The sequence below is a fragment of the Pseudomonas corrugata genome (assembly GCF_001269905.1).
GTDB lineage: Bacteria > Pseudomonadota > Gammaproteobacteria > Pseudomonadales > Pseudomonadaceae > Aquipseudomonas > Aquipseudomonas corrugata.
In genome coordinates this window covers 21,590-40,649 of record NZ_LHVK01000008.1, presented here as the reverse complement: position 1 = coordinate 40,649, position 19,060 = coordinate 21,590, and the positions used below count along the sequence as shown (strand labels likewise).

Annotated in this window: 18 protein-coding genes; 13 read left to right on the top strand and 5 right to left on the bottom strand. The window is 61.4% G+C overall.

Features of this window, described 5'->3' with window-relative positions:
- Positions 1–26: 26 nt before the first annotated feature.
- The 5 genes from ribF (at position 27) to ispH (ending at position 5,829) form a co-directional block, all read left to right on the top strand.
- On the top strand, positions 27–965 hold the full coding sequence (ribF, locus tag AD665_RS11500; protein ID WP_024780775.1) for a bifunctional riboflavin kinase/FAD synthetase: 939 nt from the start codon (positions 27–29) through the stop codon (positions 963–965).
- 13 nt (positions 966–978) lie between these two features.
- The gene (ileS, locus tag AD665_RS11495) at positions 979–3,810 is read left to right on the top strand and encodes an isoleucine--tRNA ligase (protein WP_053192146.1); all 2,832 of its coding nucleotides are present in this window, start codon (positions 979–981) and stop codon (positions 3,808–3,810) included.
- Entirely contained in the window at positions 3,803–4,315 is a 513-nt protein-coding gene (gene lspA / locus AD665_RS11490; RefSeq protein ID WP_024780777.1) for a signal peptidase II, read from the top strand. Before ileS ends, lspA begins: the two co-directional genes overlap by 8 nt.
- On the top strand, positions 4,308–4,745 hold the full coding sequence (gene fkpB / locus AD665_RS11485) for an FKBP-type peptidyl-prolyl cis-trans isomerase (protein ID WP_024780778.1): 438 nt from the start codon (positions 4,308–4,310) through the stop codon (positions 4,743–4,745). The genes lspA and fkpB overlap by 8 nt, the downstream gene beginning before the upstream one ends.
- Before the next feature lie 136 nt (positions 4,746–4,881).
- The gene (gene ispH / locus AD665_RS11480; RefSeq protein ID WP_024781117.1) at positions 4,882–5,829 is read left to right on the top strand and encodes a 4-hydroxy-3-methylbut-2-enyl diphosphate reductase; all 948 of its coding nucleotides are present in this window, start codon (positions 4,882–4,884) and stop codon (positions 5,827–5,829) included.
- Here the strand turns inward: ispH and AD665_RS11475 are convergent.
- Entirely contained in the window at positions 5,806–6,321 is a 516-nt protein-coding gene (locus AD665_RS11475; RefSeq protein WP_024781118.1) for a GspH/FimT family pseudopilin, read from the bottom strand. The two genes, ispH and AD665_RS11475, sit on opposite strands and share 24 nt — an antisense overlap.
- Before the next feature lie 283 nt (positions 6,322–6,604).
- On the opposite strand from AD665_RS11475, the gene AD665_RS11470 reads away from it, so the two are divergent.
- The 8 genes from AD665_RS11470 (at position 6,605) to AD665_RS11435 (ending at position 14,510) form a co-directional block, all read left to right on the top strand.
- Positions 6,605–7,078, top strand: coding sequence for a GspH/FimT family pseudopilin (locus AD665_RS11470; RefSeq protein ID WP_053192144.1), 474 nt, complete (start codon positions 6,605–6,607; stop codon positions 7,076–7,078).
- Positions 7,075–7,533: a type IV pilus modification protein PilV gene (gene pilV / locus AD665_RS11465; protein ID WP_024781120.1), complete on the top strand. Its 459-nt coding sequence runs from the start codon at positions 7,075–7,077 to the stop codon at positions 7,531–7,533. Before AD665_RS11470 ends, pilV begins: the two co-directional genes overlap by 4 nt.
- Positions 7,530–8,243: a PilW family protein gene (locus AD665_RS11460; protein ID WP_053192142.1), complete on the top strand. Its 714-nt coding sequence runs from the start codon at positions 7,530–7,532 to the stop codon at positions 8,241–8,243. The genes pilV and AD665_RS11460 overlap by 4 nt, the downstream gene beginning before the upstream one ends.
- A gap of 10 nt (positions 8,244–8,253) precedes the next feature.
- Positions 8,254–8,733: a pilus assembly PilX family protein gene (locus tag AD665_RS11455; RefSeq protein WP_053192139.1), complete on the top strand. Its 480-nt coding sequence runs from the start codon at positions 8,254–8,256 to the stop codon at positions 8,731–8,733.
- The gene (locus AD665_RS11450) at positions 8,720–11,839 is read left to right on the top strand and encodes a pilus assembly protein (protein ID WP_053192137.1); all 3,120 of its coding nucleotides are present in this window, start codon (positions 8,720–8,722) and stop codon (positions 11,837–11,839) included. Before AD665_RS11455 ends, AD665_RS11450 begins: the two co-directional genes overlap by 14 nt.
- Positions 11,840–11,850: 11 nt before the next feature.
- Complete coding sequence (locus AD665_RS11445) at positions 11,851–12,252, top strand: type IV pilin protein (protein ID WP_024781124.1); 402 nt, start codon at positions 11,851–11,853, stop codon at positions 12,250–12,252.
- Between the two features lie 56 nt (positions 12,253–12,308).
- On the top strand, positions 12,309–13,409 hold the full coding sequence (gene thiO / locus AD665_RS11440; protein ID WP_024781125.1) for a glycine oxidase ThiO: 1,101 nt from the start codon (positions 12,309–12,311) through the stop codon (positions 13,407–13,409).
- A gap of 735 nt (positions 13,410–14,144) precedes the next feature.
- Positions 14,145–14,510, top strand: coding sequence for a DUF6124 family protein (locus AD665_RS11435; protein WP_024780733.1), 366 nt, complete (start codon positions 14,145–14,147; stop codon positions 14,508–14,510).
- A gap of 192 nt (positions 14,511–14,702) precedes the next feature.
- On the opposite strand, the gene AD665_RS11430 is transcribed toward AD665_RS11435, so the two are convergent.
- From AD665_RS11430 to AD665_RS11420, 4 genes are all read right to left on the bottom strand, one after another.
- Positions 14,703–16,046, bottom strand: a complete 1,344-nt coding sequence (locus tag AD665_RS11430) for a sigma-54-dependent transcriptional regulator (RefSeq protein WP_053192135.1) — start codon at positions 16,044–16,046, stop codon at positions 14,703–14,705.
- The gene (locus AD665_RS11425) at positions 16,043–17,632 is read right to left on the bottom strand and encodes a two-component system sensor histidine kinase NtrB (RefSeq protein ID WP_024780731.1); all 1,590 of its coding nucleotides are present in this window, start codon (positions 17,630–17,632) and stop codon (positions 16,043–16,045) included. The genes AD665_RS11430 and AD665_RS11425 overlap by 4 nt, the downstream gene beginning before the upstream one ends.
- Positions 17,622–17,855 (bottom strand): PP0621 family protein, encoded by a 234-nt coding sequence (locus tag AD665_RS27835; RefSeq protein WP_080686285.1) that lies wholly within the window; start codon positions 17,853–17,855, stop codon positions 17,622–17,624. The genes AD665_RS11425 and AD665_RS27835 overlap by 11 nt, the downstream gene beginning before the upstream one ends.
- A 125-nt stretch (positions 17,856–17,980) precedes the next feature.
- Positions 17,981–18,997 carry an outer membrane protein assembly factor BamD gene (locus AD665_RS11420; protein WP_024780730.1) on the bottom strand — a complete coding sequence of 339 codons (1,017 nt, stop codon included), beginning with the start codon at positions 18,995–18,997 and terminating at the stop codon, positions 17,981–17,983.
- Between the last annotated feature and the right edge of the window lie 63 nt (positions 18,998–19,060).

Below are 19,060 nucleotides of genomic sequence, written 5' to 3'. Positions count from 1 at the left end.
GCCACTTTATGAGCAAGAAGCGCGTTATGCAGCTGGTTCGAGGCCTCCACAACCTGCGTCCCCGGCATCGGGGCTGTGTCGCCACCATTGGCAACTTCGACGGTGTTCACCGTGGCCACCAGGCTATCCTGGCGCGGCTGCGCGAGCGTGCGCTGGAGCTGGGCCTGCCCAGTTGCGTGGTCATCTTCGAGCCGCAACCCCGGGAGTTTTTTGCCCCGGACACCGCGCCGGCCCGTCTGGCCCGCTTGCGGGACAAACTGCAACTGCTGGCCGCCGAAGGCGTCGACCGGGTCCTGTGCCTGGCTTTCAACGAGCGCCTGAGCAAGCTCAGCGCCGCAGAATTCGTCGAGACCATCCTGGTGGGCGGTCTCGACGTGAAGCATCTGGAGGTCGGCGACGACTTCCGTTTCGGCTGTGACAGGGCAGGGGATTTCACCTACCTGCAGCAGGCCGGCCTCGCCCGTGGCTTTACCGTTGAGGCGGCGCAGACCGTCGAGATGGATGGCTTGCGTGTCAGCAGCACCCAGGTCCGCAACGCCCTGGCCGCTGCCGACTTCGAATTGGCCGAGCGCTTGCTCGGCCGTCCGTACCGGATTGCCGGGCGGATCCTGCACGGACAGAAACTGGCGCGCCAATTGGGTACGCCGACCGCCAACGTGCAACTCAAGCGTCGTCGTGTGCCGCTGACCGGGGTATTCCTGGTGAGCGTCGAGATCGATGGCAAGGCCTGGCCCGGCGTCGCCAATATCGGTGTACGCCCTACGGTCCAGGGAGATGGCAAGGCCCATCTCGAAGTACATGTTCTGGATTTTGCCGGCGATCTGTATGACCGGCGTTTGACGGTGGTTTTCCACCAGAAGCTGCGTGAAGAGCAGCGTTTTGCCTCCCTGGAGGCGCTCAAGACGGCGATCCATGCAGATATCGCCGCCGCCCGTGCCCTTGTCGCAACCAGCGCCAATCGCTAATGAAGAGCCTTAAATGACCGACTATAAAGCCACGCTAAACCTTCCGGACACCGCCTTCCCTATGAAGGCCGGCCTGCCTCAGCGCGAACCACAGATTCTGCAGCGTTGGGACAGCATTGGCCTGTACGGAAAGTTGCGCGAAATTGGCAAGGATCGTCCGAAGTTCGTCCTGCACGACGGTCCTCCCTACGCCAACGGCACCATTCACATCGGTCACGCGCTGAACAAGATTCTCAAGGACATGATCATCCGCTCCAAGACCCTGTCGGGTTTTGACGCGCCGTATGTTCCGGGCTGGGACTGCCACGGCCTGCCGATCGAGCACAAGGTGGAAGTGACCCACGGCAAGAACCTGGGCGCGGACAAGACCCGCGAGCTGTGCCGTGCCTACGCCACCGAGCAGATCGAAGGGCAGAAGTCCGAATTCATCCGCCTCGGCGTGCTGGGCGACTTCGCCAACCCCTACAAGACCATGGATTTCAAGAACGAAGCCGGAGAAATCCGTGCCCTGGCGAAAATCGTCGAGGGTGGCTTCGTGTTCAAGGGCCTCAAGCCAGTGAACTGGTGCTTCGATTGCGGTTCGGCCCTGGCCGAGGCGGAAGTCGAGTACGAGAACAAGAAGTCGTCGACCATCGACGTGGCGTTCCCGATTGCCGATGAAGACAAGCTCGCCGCCGCTTTCGGCCTGGGCAAGCTGGCCAAGCCGGCCGCCATCGTGATCTGGACTACCACCCCGTGGACCATCCCGGCCAACCAGGCCCTCAACGTCCATCCGGAGTTCAACTACGCCCTGGTCGATGTTGGCGACAAGCTGCTGGTGTTGGCTGAAGAGCTGGTCGAATCCTGCCTGTCCCGTTACGGCCTCGAAGGCTCGGTGCTGGCGACTGCGCCGGGCTCGGCGCTGGAACTGATCAACTTCCGTCACCCGTTCTACGACCGTCTGTCGCCGGTGTACCTGGCCGACTACGTGGAGCTGGGCGCAGGCACTGGCGTGGTTCACTCCGCGCCGGCCTATGGTGTCGACGACTTCGTGACCTGCAAGAAATACGGCATGGTCAACGATGACATCCTCAACCCGGTCCAGAGCAATGGCGTATACGTGCCGTCCCTGGAGTTCTTTGGCGGCCAGTTCATCTGGAAAGCCAACCCGGCCATCGTCGACAAGCTGACAGAGGTCGGTGCGCTGCTGCACACCACCGTCATCGAACACAGCTACATGCACTGCTGGCGTCACAAGACCCCGTTGATCTACCGCGCCACCGCGCAGTGGTTCATCGGCATGGACAAGCAACCTGCCAGCGGCGATACCCTGCGCCAGCGCTCGCTCAAGGCTATCGAGGACACCCAGTTCGTTCCGGCCTGGGGCCAGGCACGCCTGCACTCGATGATCGCCAACCGTCCGGACTGGTGCATCTCCCGCCAGCGCAACTGGGGCGTGCCGATCCCATTCTTCCTGAACAAGGAAAGCGGTGAGCTGCACCCGCGTACCGTCGAGCTGATGGAGGCCGTTGCCAAACGTGTCGAAGTCGAGGGCATCGAAGCCTGGTTCAAGATGGACGCCGCCGAGCTGCTGGGCGACGAAGCACCGCTGTACGACAAGATCAGCGACACCCTGGACGTCTGGTTCGACTCCGGCACCACCCACTGGCACGTGCTGCGCGGTTCGCACCCGATGGGCCATGAGAGCGGCCCGCGTGCCGACCTGTACCTGGAAGGTTCGGACCAGCACCGCGGCTGGTTCCACTCGTCGCTGCTGACCGGTTGCGCCATCGACAACCACGCGCCGTACCGCGAACTGCTGACCCACGGTTTCACCGTCGACGAGGCCGGCCGCAAGATGTCCAAGTCCCTGGGCAACGTGATCGCGCCGCAGAAGGTCAACGACACCCTGGGCGCCGACATTATGCGCCTGTGGGTCGCCTCCACCGACTACTCCGGCGAGATGGCGGTTTCCGAGCAGATCCTGCAGCGCAGCGCGGACGCCTACCGGCGCATCCGTAATACCGCGCGCTTCCTGCTGTCGAACCTGACCGGTTTCAATCCGGCCACCGACCTGCTGCCCGCCGAGGACATGCTGGCCCTGGACCGCTGGGCCGTGGACCGTACCCTGCTGCTGCAACGCGAGTTGCAGGAACACTATGGCGAATACCGTTTCTGGAACGTCTACTCGAAGATCCACAACTTCTGCGTGCAGGAGCTGGGCGGTTTCTACCTCGACATCATCAAGGATCGCCAGTACACCACTGGTGCCAACAGCAAGGCTCGCCGCTCGTGCCAGACCGCGCTGTTCCACATCAGTGAGGCGTTGGTGCGCTGGATCGCGCCGATCCTGGCGTTCACCGCCGACGAGCTGTGGGAATACCTGCCAGGCGAGCGCAACGAATCGGTGATGCTCAACACCTGGTACGAAGGCCTGAGCGAATTGCCCCAAGGCTTCGAGCTGGACCGTGCTTACTGGGACCGGATCATGGCGGTCAAGGCCGCGGTCAACAAGGAAATGGAAATCCAGCGCGCGGCCAAGGCCGTCGGTGGCAACCTGCAGGCCGAAGTGACCCTCTACGCCGAGGAAGCCCTGAGCGGCGACCTGGCCAAACTGGGTAACGAACTGCGCTTCGTGCTGATCACCTCCACTGCCAGTGTCGCGCCGTTGGTGCAGGCTCCGGCCGATGCCGTGGTGACCGAAGTGGCCGGGCTGAAGCTCAAGGTGGTCAAGTCGGGCTTCGTCAAGTGCGCCCGTTGCTGGCACTGCCGCGAAGACGTCGGCGTGAATCCGGAACATCCGGAAATCTGCGGGCGTTGTGTCGACAACATCAGCGGTACCGGCGAGGTTCGCCACTATGCCTAACGCAGCGGGCCGTTTCGGACGGCTGGGCTGGCTCTGGTTGAGCGTGCTGGTCCTGGTCATCGACCAGGCCAGCAAGTTCTACTTCGAAGGCTCGTTGACCATGTACCAGCAAATTGTGGTCATCCCCGATTACTTCAGCTGGACCCTGGCCTACAACACCGGCGCGGCGTTCAGCTTCCTGGCCGACAGTTCGGGCTGGCAGCGCTGGCTGTTCGCCCTGATCGCCGTAGTGGTCAGCGCGGTGCTGGTGGTTTGGCTCAAGCGCCTGGGCCGCAACGAAACCTGGCTGGCCGTGGCGCTGGCGCTGGTGCTCGGCGGTGCCCTGGGCAATCTCTATGACCGCATTGCCTTGGGGCACGTGATCGATTTCATCCTGGTGCATTGGCAGAACCGCTGGTATTTCCCGGCGTTCAACTTCGCTGACAGCGCCATCACCGTGGGCGCCATCATGCTCGCCCTGGACATGTTCAAAAGCAAGAAAACCGGAGAAGCCGTCCATGACTGAGCAGCGTATCGCTCAAAACACCGAAGTGACGCTTCACTTCGCCCTGCATCTGGAAAATGGCGACACCGTCGATAGCACCTTCGACAAGTCCCCTGCTGTGTTCAAGGTAGGCGACGGTAACCTGTTGCCAGGCTTCGAGGCGGCGATCTTCGGTTTCAAGGCCGGCGACAAGCGCACCGTGGTCGTGACACCGGAAAACGCCTTTGGTCAGCCCAACCCGCAAAACGTGCAGACCATGCCACGCTCGCAGTTCCAGGACATGGAGCTGTCCGAGGGCTTGCTGGTGATCTTCAACGACGCGGCCAATACCGAGTTGCCGGGTGTGGTGAAGGTTTTTGACGACGCCCAGGTGACCGTGGACTTCAACCACCCCTTGGCGGGCAAGACCTTGAATTTCGAAGTGGAAATCCTCGACGTCAAGGCGGTTTAAGGTTTAACGGGCAATCACTGCTCTCACACTACCTGTGGGAGCGAGCCTGCTCGCGATAGCTGAGTCACAATCGCTACCGAGGTGACTGATCCACCGCATCGCGAGCAGGCTCGCTCCCACAGACACGAGGCACAGTATGCAAATCAAACTCGCCAACCCCCGTGGCTTCTGCGCCGGCGTGGACCGGGCGATCGAAATCGTCAACCGCGCCCTGGAAGTCTTCGGGCCGCCGATCTATGTGCGCCACGAAGTGGTCCACAACAAATTCGTCGTCGAAGACCTGCGCAGTCGCGGGGCCATTTTCGTCGAGGAACTGGATCAGGTGCCGGACGATGTCATCGTGATCTTCAGTGCCCATGGGGTTTCCCAGGCGGTGCGTACCGAAGCGGCTGGTCGTGGCCTGAAGGTGTTCGACGCGACCTGCCCGTTGGTGACCAAGGTCCATATCGAAGTGGCGCGCTACAGCCGCGACGGTCGCGAATGCATCCTGATCGGCCACGAAGGGCATCCGGAAGTCGAAGGCACCATGGGGCAGTACGACGCCAGTAACGGCGGTGCGATCTACCTGGTCGAAGACGAGGAGGACGTGGCAGCCTTGCAAGTGCGTAACCCGGAAAAACTCGCCTTCGTCACCCAGACCACCTTGTCCATGGACGATACCAGCCGGGTGATCGATGCGCTGCGTTCGCGTTTCCCGGCCATTGGCGGGCCGCGCAAGGACGACATCTGCTACGCCACCCAGAATCGTCAGGACGCGGTCAAGCAACTGGCTGACGAGTGCGACGTCGTGCTGGTAGTCGGCAGCCCGAACAGCTCCAACTCCAATCGGCTGCGTGAGCTGGCCGAACGCATGGGAACGCCGGCCTACCTGATCGACGGTGCCGAGGACATGCAACGCAGCTGGTTCGACGGCATCGAGCACATCGGCATTACCGCAGGTGCTTCTGCGCCGGAGGTCCTGGTGCGCGGTGTGATCCAGCAATTGCAGGCCTGGGGTGCCATCGGTGCCGATGAACTGGCCGGCCGGGAGGAAAACATCACGTTTTCCATGCCCAAGGAACTACGCGTCCGCTCCCTGCTTTAAGCTCTTTTTGCACAGGGCCTGCTCGCTCTCCTCGCTGCGCAGGCTGACGCGGCCGGTGGGTGACAGCACCAATTGATGATGGCTGACTGGCTGATGCCGGGCGCACACGTGCAAAGTGCCCGCCTGAAAGGCACCGCTGGGCAGCAGTGCCGCACCATGGCCGGCGAACGTCACCCGGTGCTTCACCGGCCAGTTACCCACCACCCGGGCGCGATTGCTGCGCTGTTCCAGCAGTGTCCGGTCATCGTCTTCCAATCTGATTTGCCACCCCTGGCTCCAATCGTTGTCTATCCCTTGAATGGTCACTGTGCGGTTGCGCGTGATGGCTTCGCTGCGGGCACTGCGCAAACCGCTGGCCAACCGTTGCGCGGTGTCGTTGCGTTCAGTGGATTCCACAAGCGCTTTGAAACTTGAACTGGCCCACGGCAGAACAATTGCGGCAATCGCCAGTCCCATGAGCAGTTCGATCAGGCTGAAACCCTGTTGGGGCATGCAATCTCCTCCCTGGAGAGTGTGGGGCGGTCCTTGAGGACTTGGGGACCTCACTGTGGCGAGGGGATTTATCCCCGCTGGGGTGCGAAGCAGCCCCAAAAACAGTCAACACAATCTGTCCGATACACCGAGGTATCAGGATTTAGGGCTGCTGCGCACCCCAGCGGGGATAAATCCCCTCGCCACAGGGGGCACTGCCCTGAATGAACTGCATCAAGCACGCGCCAATGGTTTGTTCTAGCGTTACACAAGCAGGTATAGCCGACGGCAACGGAGGGCATCGATGGATCTTCGTACAAAAGGTTTCACGCTGATCGAGGTGTTGGTAGCCCTTGGCGTACTGCTGATCCTCATCACCATGGCGGTGCCGGCATTCACCGGTTCGATGCAGGCCACCAAGGCGGATACCGAGGTCGGCGATCTGCGTCGGGCCCTGAACTTTGCCCGCATGGAAGCGATCGACCGGGGTATCATCACGCGCATTCGCCCCACCGCTCAGGGCAGCATCTGGAGCGGCGAACTGACGGTGTATGACGGTACTGGCAATCTGGCCAATGTATTGCGGGTTGTTCCTGCGATGAGCAGTGGTGCGACTCTGACGCTAACCTCAGACGTGACCAACATTGATTTCAACAACCTGGGTGGGTTGTCGGCACCGGCCACACCGGTGAGCTTCAATTATGTGCGGGGCTCGCAGAGCAGGACGCTTAGCGTTTGCCTCAATGGACGAATCGTATTGGGTGGAAGTTGCGGATGAAGGGTTGCAGTAAAAGGCCACAGGAGGGCATGACACTCATCGAAGTGCTGGTGGCCGTGCTGATTCTCGGTGTGGGTTTGCTGGGTGCGGCGATGATCCAGCTCAATGCCCTGAAGTACACCGACAGCTCGCGCATGACCAGCCAGGCCAGCTTCATCGCCTACGACATGCTGGACCGCATCCGCGCCAACTCCGGCGCCGACTACACCGTGACGCCGCCCAGCTCACCCAACCTCAATGTGACCCGGGACCAGGACCTCTACGATTTCAAGACCAATATCGTCAGCTTCGGTGGTGCCACGGCTACCGGGACCATTGCGCTGAACCAGCGGGTCTACACCATCACCATTTCCTGGGACGATGCCCGGGCCGCCAACACCACCAATGCGGCCGATGCACGGCGCAGTTTCGTGCTGACCAGCCGCGCCGCCGTCGATCCGGTAGGAACGCCATGAACAAGCGCTGCCGGGGCTTTGGCCTGATCGAGTTGATGATCGCCCTGGTCATCAGTCTTATCGTGGTCCTGGGGGTGGTGCAGATCTTCATCGCCGCGAAGAACACCTACATCAGCCAGAGTGCGGCGGCGGTGATGCAGGAGGACGCCCGCTTTGCCCTGAGCAAGATGGTCCAGGAGATTCGCATGGTGGGCATGTTCGGTTGCCTGGGCAGCATTACCGACGCGTCTTCTGCCGGGGACTTCAATGCCAGTCAGATCACGCCGATCCGCTGGGACAACGCCAACCAGAAAATGACCCTGGTGACGACGGATGTGGGCAACAGTGGCGGCGTGCCAACCTGGACGGTCCTGTCCGATTGCCGTACCACCGCCACAGCCTACACCGGCGCGCGGGCTCCCGCGGCCGGGCAACTGGCGTTTCCGGTACGCCGGCTGATCTACAGCTTCAGCAACAACCAGTTGTCGATGGGTACCGGGGCCGGCAATCCGACCCTGGCGGTGCTGGTGGACAACGTCCGCACGTTCGACGTGACCTTCGGCGTAGCCGGCAGCTCGACGGACATCGCGGCCTCGAGCTACAGCAGCAACCCGTCTGATCCGGCACTGATCCGCAGCGTGCGCCTGACCCTGACACTCTTCGATCCGAGGAACAACGTGCACGACCAGACCTTCAACGTGGTTGCCGCCCTGCGCAACCGGCTCTTGTGAGGGGCGATTGATGAGATCGAGATCCTTCGGACATCGTCAGCGTGGCATGGCATTGCTGGTCAGCCTGGTCTTCCTGCTGTTGCTCACGCTGATCGGCCTGTCATCGATGCAAAGCGCCACCCTCCAGGAAAAGATGACCAGCAGCGTCATGCTGCGCAACCAGTCGTTCCAGATGGCCGAGGCGGCGTTGAGAATGGGTGAGAACGCGGTGCAGGTCGAAACCTACTCGCTGGCGGTATGCACCACTGCGACCCAGTGCGCGCCACCGCCGGAATCCGCCACGCTGAAGGCGGCAGGGTACTATTCATCGTCGGGAGTCACCTGGGTTGCCGCCGCCGGTGGGTTTTATGGGGTGCAGAACATCGGTACCACGCTTGCGGCGGTCAATGTGCCAAACGGTATCTCGGCGACGCTGTACCGGATCACGGCGGTGGCGGTGGTAGGAGACAACCAGCGCAGCGTGGTGGAGAGCATCTATGCGAAATACTGAGGCTCGCCATGGCTGGCGGCAGGCGCTGTGGGGGGTATTGCTCAGCCTTTACCTGACTGCCCCGGTCTATGGGTTCACGCCTTCGGATTCGCCGTTGTTGAGCGCGGCGGCGGTGACACCGAACGTGATGTTGTTGATCGATGATTCGGGGAGTATGAACAATATTATCTGGGCGGCGGGGTTTGATCCGGCGATCAGCCGTCCACAGATCGCTAGGTGCACCGATGATAGAGGTTGCACAAGTCGAGCTTGGCTGGATATGGATGACGGCAATATTCTGCTAGCGAACCTGTTTCGTGGCGGCTGCTCGAAGGCCGGCAACTGGTTCGGTTTTTATCAAAGCAATTTTGGACAGGTCTGTTTGAGACTTCCCGATCCCGTAGGTAACGCAAATACTCGTTACACGGCTAAATACCTGTCTTATCTTGTGACGATATCGAATGGCGCGGACCGGGACTTCACGACCGGTTCAATCCCTAATGACTACCGAATCAACGTAGCCCGGAATGTCTCCAACGACCTGGTCAGCAGCAATCGCGCCTTGCGTATCGGCCTTGCCACCTTCAACCCGCCCAACAGCGGCAACTCCGGCCCGGGAGGCTATATCGCCCGCTCCGTCAGCGACCTGTCGCCCGTGGCCGGCAGCGTCACCCAGACCCAGGCCAATTCCAACTACACCTCCTTGATAAATGCCATCAACGGCCTGGGCGCGGTCGCGAATACACCGCTGGCCGAGAGCTATTACGAAGTCACCCGCTATTTCCGGGGAATGGCGCCGTACTACAACGGCACGCCCAGCACTTATACCAGCCCGATCCAGTACCGCTGCCAGAAAAACTTCGGCGTAGTGATCACCGACGGCTTGCCCACCTATGACCGGACGTTCCCCTCTGACGACCCGCAGGCCAACGCCAGTGGCGGCCCCCGCCTGCCAAACTGGGACGGCATCAGCAGCAACGACGGCGACAACCCCAATGGTGATGGCGAAGGTGACACGCTGTACCTGGACGACATCGCCAAATTCGCCTTCGACATCGACATGCGCTCCTCCGGCACCGATGCCACCGGCAAAAGCTGGAACACGACGGATTTTCCCCGGCAGTACCTCAATACCTACACCGTCGGTTTCACCGCGAACAACCCGATGTTGTCCGACGCCGCTCGCTACGGCACCGGCAAGTATTACCAGGCGACCGATAGCGAAGGCCTGAGCTCGGCGCTGACATCGGCGTTGAGCGACATCACTTCCAAGGCCGGGTCGGGGGGCGGCGGCACCACCAACGGTGCCACGCTGTCCAGCACGTCCAGCTTCTACCAGACCACCTACGATCCCAAGGACTGGCGCGGCACCATCCGGGCGTTCGGCTTCACTTCGGCAGGCACGGTCAACAGGGCTGCGGTGCAGTGGACCACCGACACCGCCATTGTCCCCGGTGCCACGGCGCCGCTTTATCAATCGTGGAACACCGCGACCAATGCGCCGGTGACCCTGGCTTACGGCAACTTTTCAGCCGCCCAGCAAACCACTCTCAGCCAGAACCTGCCTACGGGGATCACCGGCAACGACCTGGTGGAGTGGAGCAAAGGCACCAACAAAACCGGCTTGAAGGTGCGCAGTGTGTTGCTGGGGGACATCATCAACTCGCCGCTGGTGCTGGCCTCGCCCAATGACCAGACCGCCGCGGACCTGCTGAACGACACCAGCTACAGCACCTACCTGGCGACCAAGGCGGCGGCCATGAACACCAGCCTCGTGGTGAATGCCAATGACGGTTTCTTCAGCGTCATCAACGCGGCCAACGGTACGCGGCGTTACGCCTATATGCCTTCGAGCGTGTTGCCAGGGCTGGGTAACATCGCTGATATCAACTACGTCAACGGCGTGAGCCACAAATTTCTGGTGGATGGTCAGGTTGGCGTATTCGATACGCAATCGGGCAGTGCCTGGAAGACGGTGGCGGTGGGCGGGACCGGGGCCGGCGGCAGGAGTTTCTTTGCGGTGCAACTGTTCGATGCGGCCGCCGGCAATACGCTTCGGGCACTGTGGGAGATCAGCGCGCCGACCGTGGCCAACACCGCCAATGTCTTCAATGACCTGGGTTACGCCTATGCCCGACCCGAAGTCGCCCGGTTGGCGGACGGTCGCTGGGCGGCGTTCATCTCCAATGGCTACGGCAGTAACAGCGGCGTGGCGGCGTTGTATGTGGTGGATATCCGTGACGGTTCGCTGATTCGTAAAATCGTCATCAACAGCAGCGATACCGATAACGGCTTGTCCTCGGTCAAGCTTCGGGTCAACTCCCAGAATGTGGTGCAGGCTGCCTACGGTGGCGATTTGAAAGGGCGGATGTGGAAGTTCGACCTCAGCGGCACCTCCCCGACCAGCTGGGGGCTGGCGTTTGCCGGGCAGCCCTTGTTCACGGCATCTGGCGGGGCGACCCAGCCCATCACCGTTCAACCCTTGCTGGCGGATAATCCCCAGGGTGGGGTCCAGGTTTTTTTCGGTACCGGTAAATTCAACGAGGCAACGGACAAGCTCAACAAGGACCTGCAGGGGTTCTACTCGATCTGGGACGCCACCGGTGGCGCCGGGCAGATCACGGTGTCGAGCCTGCAGGCTCAATCGATTACCGGCGTATTCTCGGGCAGCACGGGGCAGTTCGTGACCACCAGCCAGACCGACGTGACTTACCCGGCGAAAAAAGGCTGGTACCTGCCCCTGGTGTATAACAACGCGCTGACCGGGGAGCGGGTGATCAACCCGGCCAACCTGGTGCTTGGGCGTGTGGTCTTCACCACGGCCGCCGTGGACACCACTGACCCCTGCGCCAGTTTCGGGACCGGCAAGCTGATCGAAGTGGATGCGTTCAGCGGTAAGATGCTCAACTATGCGGTGCTCGATACCAATGGTGACGGCAAGCTCAGCAACCTCGATACGATCTCGGCCGGGGTGGTGTTCACCGGTGGTATCCCGACCTTGAGTGCCGTCGTCAGTGCCAACGGAGCCACCAACATGGTCGTGAACGACTCCGGGGGTGGTATCACCGACCTGCTGAGCAAATCAGTTGGCGGCAGCCGTCGCGTCATGTGGCGACAAATACAGTGAGGGATAAGGGCATGCGCAGAACCAACCGGGGTTTCACCTTGATCGAAATCATGATCGTGATCGCGATCATCGGTATCGTGATCACCGTCGGCTACCCGAGCCTGACCGAATACATGAAAAAAGGCCGGCGTACTGAAATTGCCGGGCTGTTGTCGGAGCAGGCGCAGATTCTCGAGCGCTACTATTCGAAGAACAGCTCCTATAAGGACGCAACCGGGCTGAGCAACGGGAACGATTTCTATACCATCAACCGGACGCTGGCGGACCAGAGCTTTACCCTGACCGCGGTACGCAAAAGTGGCTCATCCATGGCGACGGACAAGTGCGGTGATTTCACCCTCAACAACACGGGGGCGCGTGGCATGATCAACGCCGCTTCCGGGCTGACCACCAAGGATTGCTGGGGTCGCTGAGCCTCCTATTTCGGGCGCTGTGTCGCGCCCTCCAGTCTTATGAGTCGAATCAATACATGACCAGGCAACAGCAAGTGGTGATCGTCGGCGGTGGAGTCATTGGCCTGCTGACGGCGTTCAATCTGGCGTCCGAAGGGCAACGCGTGGTGCTGCTGGAGCGTTCCAGTGTCGGCCAGGAGTCGTCCTGGGCCGGTGGCGGCATCGTTTCGCCGTTGTACCCATGGCGCTACAGCCCGGCGGTCACGGCGCTGGCGCATTGGTCACAGGATTTCTATCCACAGTTGGGCCAACGTTTGTTCGCGGCCACGGGTATTGATCCGCAGGTGCATATCACTGGGCTGTATTGGCTGGACCTGGACGATCAGGACGAAGCGCTGGCCTGGGCCGCGCGGGAAGGGCGGCCGATGCGAACCGTGGATATCTCGGCGGTCCACGATGCGGTGCCGGTACTGGGTACCGGATTCTCCCGGGCGATCTACATGGCTGACGTGGCGAATGTGCGCAATCCCCGGTTGGTGAAGTCCCTCAAGGCTGCGTTGCTGGCGCTGCCCGAGGTCACGCTTCATGAACAATGCGAGGTCAGTGGTTTCATCCGCGACGGCGGGCGCGTCGTGGGGGTGAACAGCTCGGCCGGGGCGATTCGTGGCGATCAGGTAGTGCTGGCTGCAGGGGCCTGGAGCGGGGAGTTGCTCAAGACCCTGGGTCTGAACTTGCCGGTGGAGCCGGTCAAGGGCCAGATGATCCTGTACAAGTGCGCATCGGACTTCCTGTCGAGCATGGTCCTGGCCAAGGGACGTTATGCGATTCCGCGGCGTGACGGGCATATCCTGGTGGGCAGTACCCTGGAACGCGAGGGATTCGACAAGACCCCGACCGACGCGGCGCTGGAGAGTCTGAAGGCCTCGGCGCAGCAACTGATTCCTGCGCTGGCCGAGGCTGAGGTGGTCGGGCATTGGGCCGGGCTGCGGCCTGGATCGCCGGCGGGCGTTCCTTATATTGGCGAGGTGCCGGGGTTTGCGGGGCTGTGGTTGAATTGCGGGCATTATCGCAATGGGTTGGTGTTGGCACCGGCGTCGTGTCAGTTGTTTGCGGATGTGATGCTGGGGCGTGAGCCGGTGATTGATCCTGCGCCGTATTCGCCGGCGGGGCGGATGTAGGATCTTGCGGTGTACTCCGATCCAATTGTGGGAGCGAGCCTGCTCGCGATGGCGGTCTTACTGGGTACATATCCATTGCTGCGGTAACGGCTACTTATGGTTCCGCTCTTACAGCGGGTTACTTTTGGCAGACGCCCCAAAAGTAACCAAAAAGGCTTGGCCCCACCACTCGGCACCTCGCCTAGGCTCGGTGTGCCCTCACTCCGGCATTGCTCCGTGGGCCCGCCGCGAAGGGCCATCCATGGCCCAGCGCGGCTAACCCGGCATCCATGCCGGGTTGCCCACTACGCAATGCCTGCGTTCGGCCAGCGTGGTTAATGGGGCCCGAAGATCAAAAGCAAAAGCAAAAGCAAAAGCAAAAAAGCGAGCGGGTCTGGTCTTGAGGCTGGCTCCGGTGCCCCCTGTGGGAGCGAGCCTGCTCGCGATGGCGTCGGTTCATGCAGCACTTTTCAAACTGACCCACCGCCATCGCGAGCAGGCTCGCTCCCACGGGGATTGGCGTTGGCTGAGAAATAACAGGTTGCCGCAGAGTTGTTGTGAGCGAGCTGACAGCTGTTCGAGATTTGTGGGAATGGTCGGACAACGTTCAAGCTGAAGCTGACTTTTCCGACGAGTTTTGGCGGTTGCCGGGTGGGAAGGCTTATCGTTAACCTCTTTCGGTCGCTGCCAATTCAGCGTCCGGGCGTCGCGGCCTGTCTAAAACTTGGTAATCCATTTTCTTGCTGGAGTACCGCAATGAGTGACAAGTCTCAATCACGTTCAGAAACCCATAACACTTCTCCCCGGTCCAGCCTTAACCCAGAAAAGCTCGATGAAGCCGCCAAGCGCGCCCTCGACTATTACCTGGCCCCTCCACCTGAAGTCAAAAAGAAACCAGCCTCAAGCCAGTTATTCACCGTCATGGAAGGCATAGACGCCGAATGCCTCCTCGCCAACCTGAGCGAAACCCTGGCATCAGCCAACGCAACGCTCAGCGACCTGGCCTTCGAGCTTGATGGTTCGCGTCGGCATGTGGCCCTGGGTGTTCAGCAACTGATCGAGCTGAGCGAATTGCTGACCAATCGGGTGTTGGATGAGCGGGTGCCGGTAACGGCGGATTAGGAACTGATCAATAGAACTAGCGGTTGTGGCGAGGGGATTTATCCCCGCTGGGCTGCGTAGCAGCCCTGAATCCTTGCACCTCGGTGTATCAGGCAGATTGTATCGACTGTCTTAGGGCCGCTACGCAGCCCAGCGGGGATGAATCCCCTCGCCACAGGGCCGGTCTGAGCCGAGCCATTGGTGGTGGCTCCCTCAATCCAACCCCAATTTCTTCAACCGATACCGCATTGACCGAAATGACAGCTTCAATCGCTGCGCTGCGGCGGTGCGGTTCCAGCGGGTTTCCTCCAGGGCCTGGAGGATGACCTTGCGTTCGACGTCCTCCAGATAGTCTTCCAGGTTGTCGACCCGCATCAACTCGGGGTTGGTGGTGTCGGTGATGCCATTGCTTTCGGCCAGGCGCAGGTCGTCGGCTTCGATCTGTTGGTGTTCGCAGAGGGTGTAGGCCCGTTCGAGCATGTTCTCCAGCTCTCGCACGTTGCCGGGGAAGCGGTAGTTTCGAAGGGCCTCGAGGGCTTGGGGATGGAGTCTGGCGGCGGGGTTGCCGGTGCTGGTCGCCAGGCGCTGGAGCATGTGGTTGGCCAACGGTTCGATGTCTTCGCGACGCTCGCGCAGGGACGGTACGCGGAGTTCTATGACGTTCAGTCGATAGTACAGATCCTGGCGAAAGCGTCCGGCGGCGACTTCGCCGTCCAGATCCTTATGGGTGGCACAGAGGATGCGGACATCCACCACTTCCTCCTGCTGGCCGCCAACGGCGCGCACGGCCTTTTCCTGGATCGCTCGCAGCAGCTTGACCTGCATCGCCAGGGGCAGGTCAGCCACTTCATCGAGGAACAGGGTGCCACCGTGGGCGGCCTGGAACAGACCGGGCTTGTCCTCGATGGCACCGCTGAAGCTGCCTTTTCGATGGCCGAAAAACTCGCTTTCCATCAGTTCTGTCGGAATGGCTCCACAGTTGACCGGCACAAAGCCCTGACTGGAGCGGGGTCCTTGTTCGTGGATCAGCCGTGCCACCAGTTCCTTGCCACAGCCGGACTCCCCGCTGATGTAAACCGGCGCCTGGCTGCGGGCCAGCTTTTCGATCTGTTTGCGCACGCCGCGCATCGGCGGGGAGTCGCCCAACAGGCAGCGATCGATGGTGGTCGGGACGGTGGCCGGCGGCAGGCGCAGGGCGCTGGTCACCAGTTCCCGCAGACGACCCAGGTCGACCGGTTTGGTCAGGAAGTCAAAAGCCCCGGCCTTGAGGGCGTCGATGGCGGTTTCCAGGCTGCCATAGGCGGTGATCATCGCCACCGGCAGTTGCGGGAAGCGCTGTTGGATGTGCTGCACCAGTTCCAGGCCGGTACCGTCGGGCAGGCGCATGTCGGTCAGGCACAGGTCGAAGGCTTCGTCCGCCAGCAGGGATCGGGCCTCGGCAAGGTTCCTGGCGCTGCGGGTATCGAGTTTCATCCTGCCCAGGGTGATGTCCAGGAGTTCGCGGATGTCCGGTTCGTCATCGACGATCAGGATCCGTTGCCGTGAGCGCGTATTCAAATCTGTTTCCGTCCGTGAGCAAAAGTAATGCGAAAGCAGCCGCCGCCTTGGCGTGGTTTGAAGTCTAGGCGCGCCTGGTTGCTTTCGCACAGCTCACGGGACAGATAGAGACCAAGGCCGGTGCCCTGGTTGCTGGTGGTGAAGAACGGCTCGAACAGATGCACCTGCTGGTCCGGTGTCACGCCGGGGCCGTTGTCGATGATGTCCAGCGTGGGGAGATGGCTGTAGGGATCGACGAACAGTTCCAGCCAGGCCTCGGCCCGCTCATGGGCCTCGGCGCTGTGGCGCCAGGCGTTGCGCAGCAGGTTGTCGAGCACCTGGGTCAATTGATCGGGGTCCATGAGCGTGGTGAAGTCGCCCGGGGCGATGCTCAGATGCAATTGCTGGTGCGCGGCCATGCTTTCGCGGGCTTGTTGGACAAACTGCTCGAGCCAGGTCCGCAGATCCAGGCGCTGAGGCGCGGTTTGCTGGCGCCGGGACAGTTGCAGGACGTTTTCAATGACGCGATTCATTCGTTGGGAGTGGTCTTGAATAATCTGCGTCAGACGCCGGTCGGCGTCGTTCAGTTCCTCGGACTCGCGCAGTAATTGCGCCGCATGGCTGATTGCCCCCAGGGGGTTGCGGATTTCATGGGCGATGCCGGCGGTGAGGCGCCCTAGCGAGGCGAGTTTCAGCTGCTGGGCATGTTGGGCGACCTGGGCCAGATCTTCGAGGAACACCAGGATTTGATGCTGTTCGTTATGCCCCAGGGCGATGAAGCTCGGTTGCAGGGTCAGGCCCGTGCCGGGGATGGACAGGCTGGGTGGGCGCAGGCTGGGGTTGTTCAGCCACACGTTCAGACTGTCGACGAGTGCGGTGGAGTCGTTGTCGATTGGCTGGCCGACCAGGTCGTGCCTGCCCAACAGGTTCAAAGCGCTTTCGTTGGCCAATTGCACCCGGTGTTGGCGATCAAGCACCAGAATGCCGGTGCGCATGCGTTGCAGGATCAAGGCGTTGAGGGTTTCAAGGCTGGTCACTTCGCTGGCCCGCTGCTCGGCGAGGGTTTCGCTGGCTTCCAGTCGCCTGGTCAGGCCTTGTACCAGCAGCGCAGCGGCGAAGCACAGCGCTCCCAGGGTACCGGCCTGCAAATAACTGCCGGGAGGGTTCGAGTCGTGCAGGCCAAGGAAGAAACTCGACCCGACGATGCCGATCGTGGCGACGGCCGCGATCAACAGGCCGATTCGGCCGCGCAGCAGCGTATTGCCAATGGCCACCGAAACAATGAGCAGATTGCCAATGGCACTGGGGGCACCGCCTGCCGCGAAGAACAGCCATGACAGCAGCAACACATCGGTCAGGGCCAGGCCAAACAGCCGGGCAGGGCTTCGGGTGTTTTCAAGGAACACCACCAGCAGGATGTTCAGCACCAGGTACAACCAGCTGCCACTGCGCAGCAGGTCGTCGTTGGCGAACTCCAGCAGGCGGTTGTCCATGTTGCTGGAGATCAGCAGCACCAGGGTGATGCCGATGCTCAAGCGGTACAGGTGATAGAGACGCAGCAGGCGCTGCGTCTGTCTGACGCGAGGGCTTGAAGCCTCAGTGGTCACGTGGGCCCGGGCCTTGCTCGAGGTGAGCCTGGCTGCAGTACCACTGTTGTTGGAGGGGAAGCGCCCGGTCACGCGGCAGGTGCACGCCACAATGGGCGCAGCGAACCATGGGTGGCGCGTCCTGTTCCCGGGATGATTGCGCCGCGGACGCCTTGGGCTTCACGTTGCGAAATATCCATATGGCGGAGGCAACTACGGCGAACAAGATTATTAGACGAAGCATGATAGGCGGCTTTCTGGCGAGAGATGAGGCAGTTTAGCCAAGGACTGGAGTTGCGCACAGATGAATAGGATCCAGGTACAAAAAAGGGAGACCGTCGGGTCTCCCTTTTTGCAGTTGCCTTGTGTTCAGTCGAACAGGCCGAAGGTCATGTAGCTGAACCAGGAGCGGTCGCTGGAGCTGTTCTCAGACTCCGGTTCTTCGATCACGTCGCCATTCTCATCCTTTGGCTTGAGCTCGTTCGGAATGGCTTCCTTGGCATCCTGGAACTGACGCTGTACGTCCTGGTTGGCGCGGGTTTCGCCCGGCGGCAGGGGTGGACGGGATTCGATCAGGCCCAGGGTCGCCTTGCTCAGCCATGAACGGTTGTCGGCTTCTGCAACGCTTGGGGTGAACTGGCCATCGACCAGGGAAGGGTGGTCCGGGTAGTTCAGCTTGAGGGTTTCAAGGCTGCTGGCCGCCAGTTCGTCCAGGTGCAGACGTTGGTATGCCTCGGTCATGACTGCCAGGCCGTCGCCCACCGAAGGGGTTTCCTGGAAGTTCTCCACCACGTAGCGACCACGGTTGGCGGCGGCTACATAGGCCTGACGGGTGAGGTAGTAGTTGGCTACGTGGATCTCGTAGGAGGCCAGCAGGTTGCGCAGGTAGATCATGCGCTGCTTGGCATCCGGCGAGTAGCGGCTGTTGGGGAAGCGGCTGGTCAGCTGGGCGAACTCGTTGTACGAGTCGCGCGCGGCGCCCGGGTCACGCTTGGTCATGTCCAGTGGCAGGAAGCGCGCGAGGAGGCCGACATCCTGGTCGAAAGACGTCAGGCCCTTGAGGTAATAGGCGTAATCGACGTTCGGATGCTGCGGATGCAGACGAATGAAGCGTTCGGCGGCAGATTTCGCAGCCTCCGGCTCGGCGTTCTTGTAGTTGGCGTAGATCAGCTCCAGCTGGGCCTGGTCGGCATAGCGACCGAACGGGTACCGCGACTCCAGGGCCTTGAGTTTGGCGGTGGCGCTGGTGTAGCTGTTGTTGTCCAAGTCCTTCTGCGCCTGTTGGTACAGTTCGACTTCGCTCAGGTTTTCGTCTACGACTTCCTTCGACGAGCAAGCAGCAGTCAATGCGAGGATGGCGATCAGCAGCAGGTGTTTCACTTGCATGGCGGCTTGCGTCCCTATGACGGCCGCTGTCTTGGGCGGGGCCGTCCTGTTATGATGAGCGCC

What these genes read in the sequence shown, in the direction of transcription:
- ribF (WP_024780775.1), top strand. Translation starts at nt 27, where the DNA reads ATGCAGCTGGTTCGAGGCCTCCACAACCTGCGTCCCCGGCATCGGGGC.
- ileS (WP_053192146.1), top strand. Translation starts at nt 979, where the DNA reads ATGACCGACTATAAAGCCACGCTAAACCTTCCGGACACCGCCTTCCCT.
- lspA (WP_024780777.1), top strand. Translation starts at nt 3,803, where the DNA reads ATGCCTAACGCAGCGGGCCGTTTCGGACGGCTGGGCTGGCTCTGGTTG.
- fkpB (WP_024780778.1), top strand. Translation starts at nt 4,308, where the DNA reads ATGACTGAGCAGCGTATCGCTCAAAACACCGAAGTGACGCTTCACTTC.
- ispH (WP_024781117.1), top strand. Translation starts at nt 4,882, where the DNA reads ATGCAAATCAAACTCGCCAACCCCCGTGGCTTCTGCGCCGGCGTGGAC.
- AD665_RS11475 (WP_024781118.1), bottom strand. Translation starts at nt 6,321, where the DNA reads ATGCCCCAACAGGGTTTCAGCCTGATCGAACTGCTCATGGGACTGGCG.
- AD665_RS11470 (WP_053192144.1), top strand. Translation starts at nt 6,605, where the DNA reads ATGGATCTTCGTACAAAAGGTTTCACGCTGATCGAGGTGTTGGTAGCC.
- pilV (WP_024781120.1), top strand. Translation starts at nt 7,075, where the DNA reads ATGAAGGGTTGCAGTAAAAGGCCACAGGAGGGCATGACACTCATCGAA.
- AD665_RS11460 (WP_053192142.1), top strand. Translation starts at nt 7,530, where the DNA reads ATGAACAAGCGCTGCCGGGGCTTTGGCCTGATCGAGTTGATGATCGCC.
- AD665_RS11455 (WP_053192139.1), top strand. Translation starts at nt 8,254, where the DNA reads ATGAGATCGAGATCCTTCGGACATCGTCAGCGTGGCATGGCATTGCTG.
- AD665_RS11450 (WP_053192137.1), top strand. Translation starts at nt 8,720, where the DNA reads ATGCGAAATACTGAGGCTCGCCATGGCTGGCGGCAGGCGCTGTGGGGG.
- AD665_RS11445 (WP_024781124.1), top strand. Translation starts at nt 11,851, where the DNA reads ATGCGCAGAACCAACCGGGGTTTCACCTTGATCGAAATCATGATCGTG.
- thiO (WP_024781125.1), top strand. Translation starts at nt 12,309, where the DNA reads ATGACCAGGCAACAGCAAGTGGTGATCGTCGGCGGTGGAGTCATTGGC.
- AD665_RS11435 (WP_024780733.1), top strand. Translation starts at nt 14,145, where the DNA reads ATGAGTGACAAGTCTCAATCACGTTCAGAAACCCATAACACTTCTCCC.
- AD665_RS27835 (WP_080686285.1), bottom strand. Translation starts at nt 17,855, where the DNA reads ATGCTTCGTCTAATAATCTTGTTCGCCGTAGTTGCCTCCGCCATATGG.
- AD665_RS11420 (WP_024780730.1), bottom strand. Translation starts at nt 18,997, where the DNA reads ATGCAAGTGAAACACCTGCTGCTGATCGCCATCCTCGCATTGACTGCT.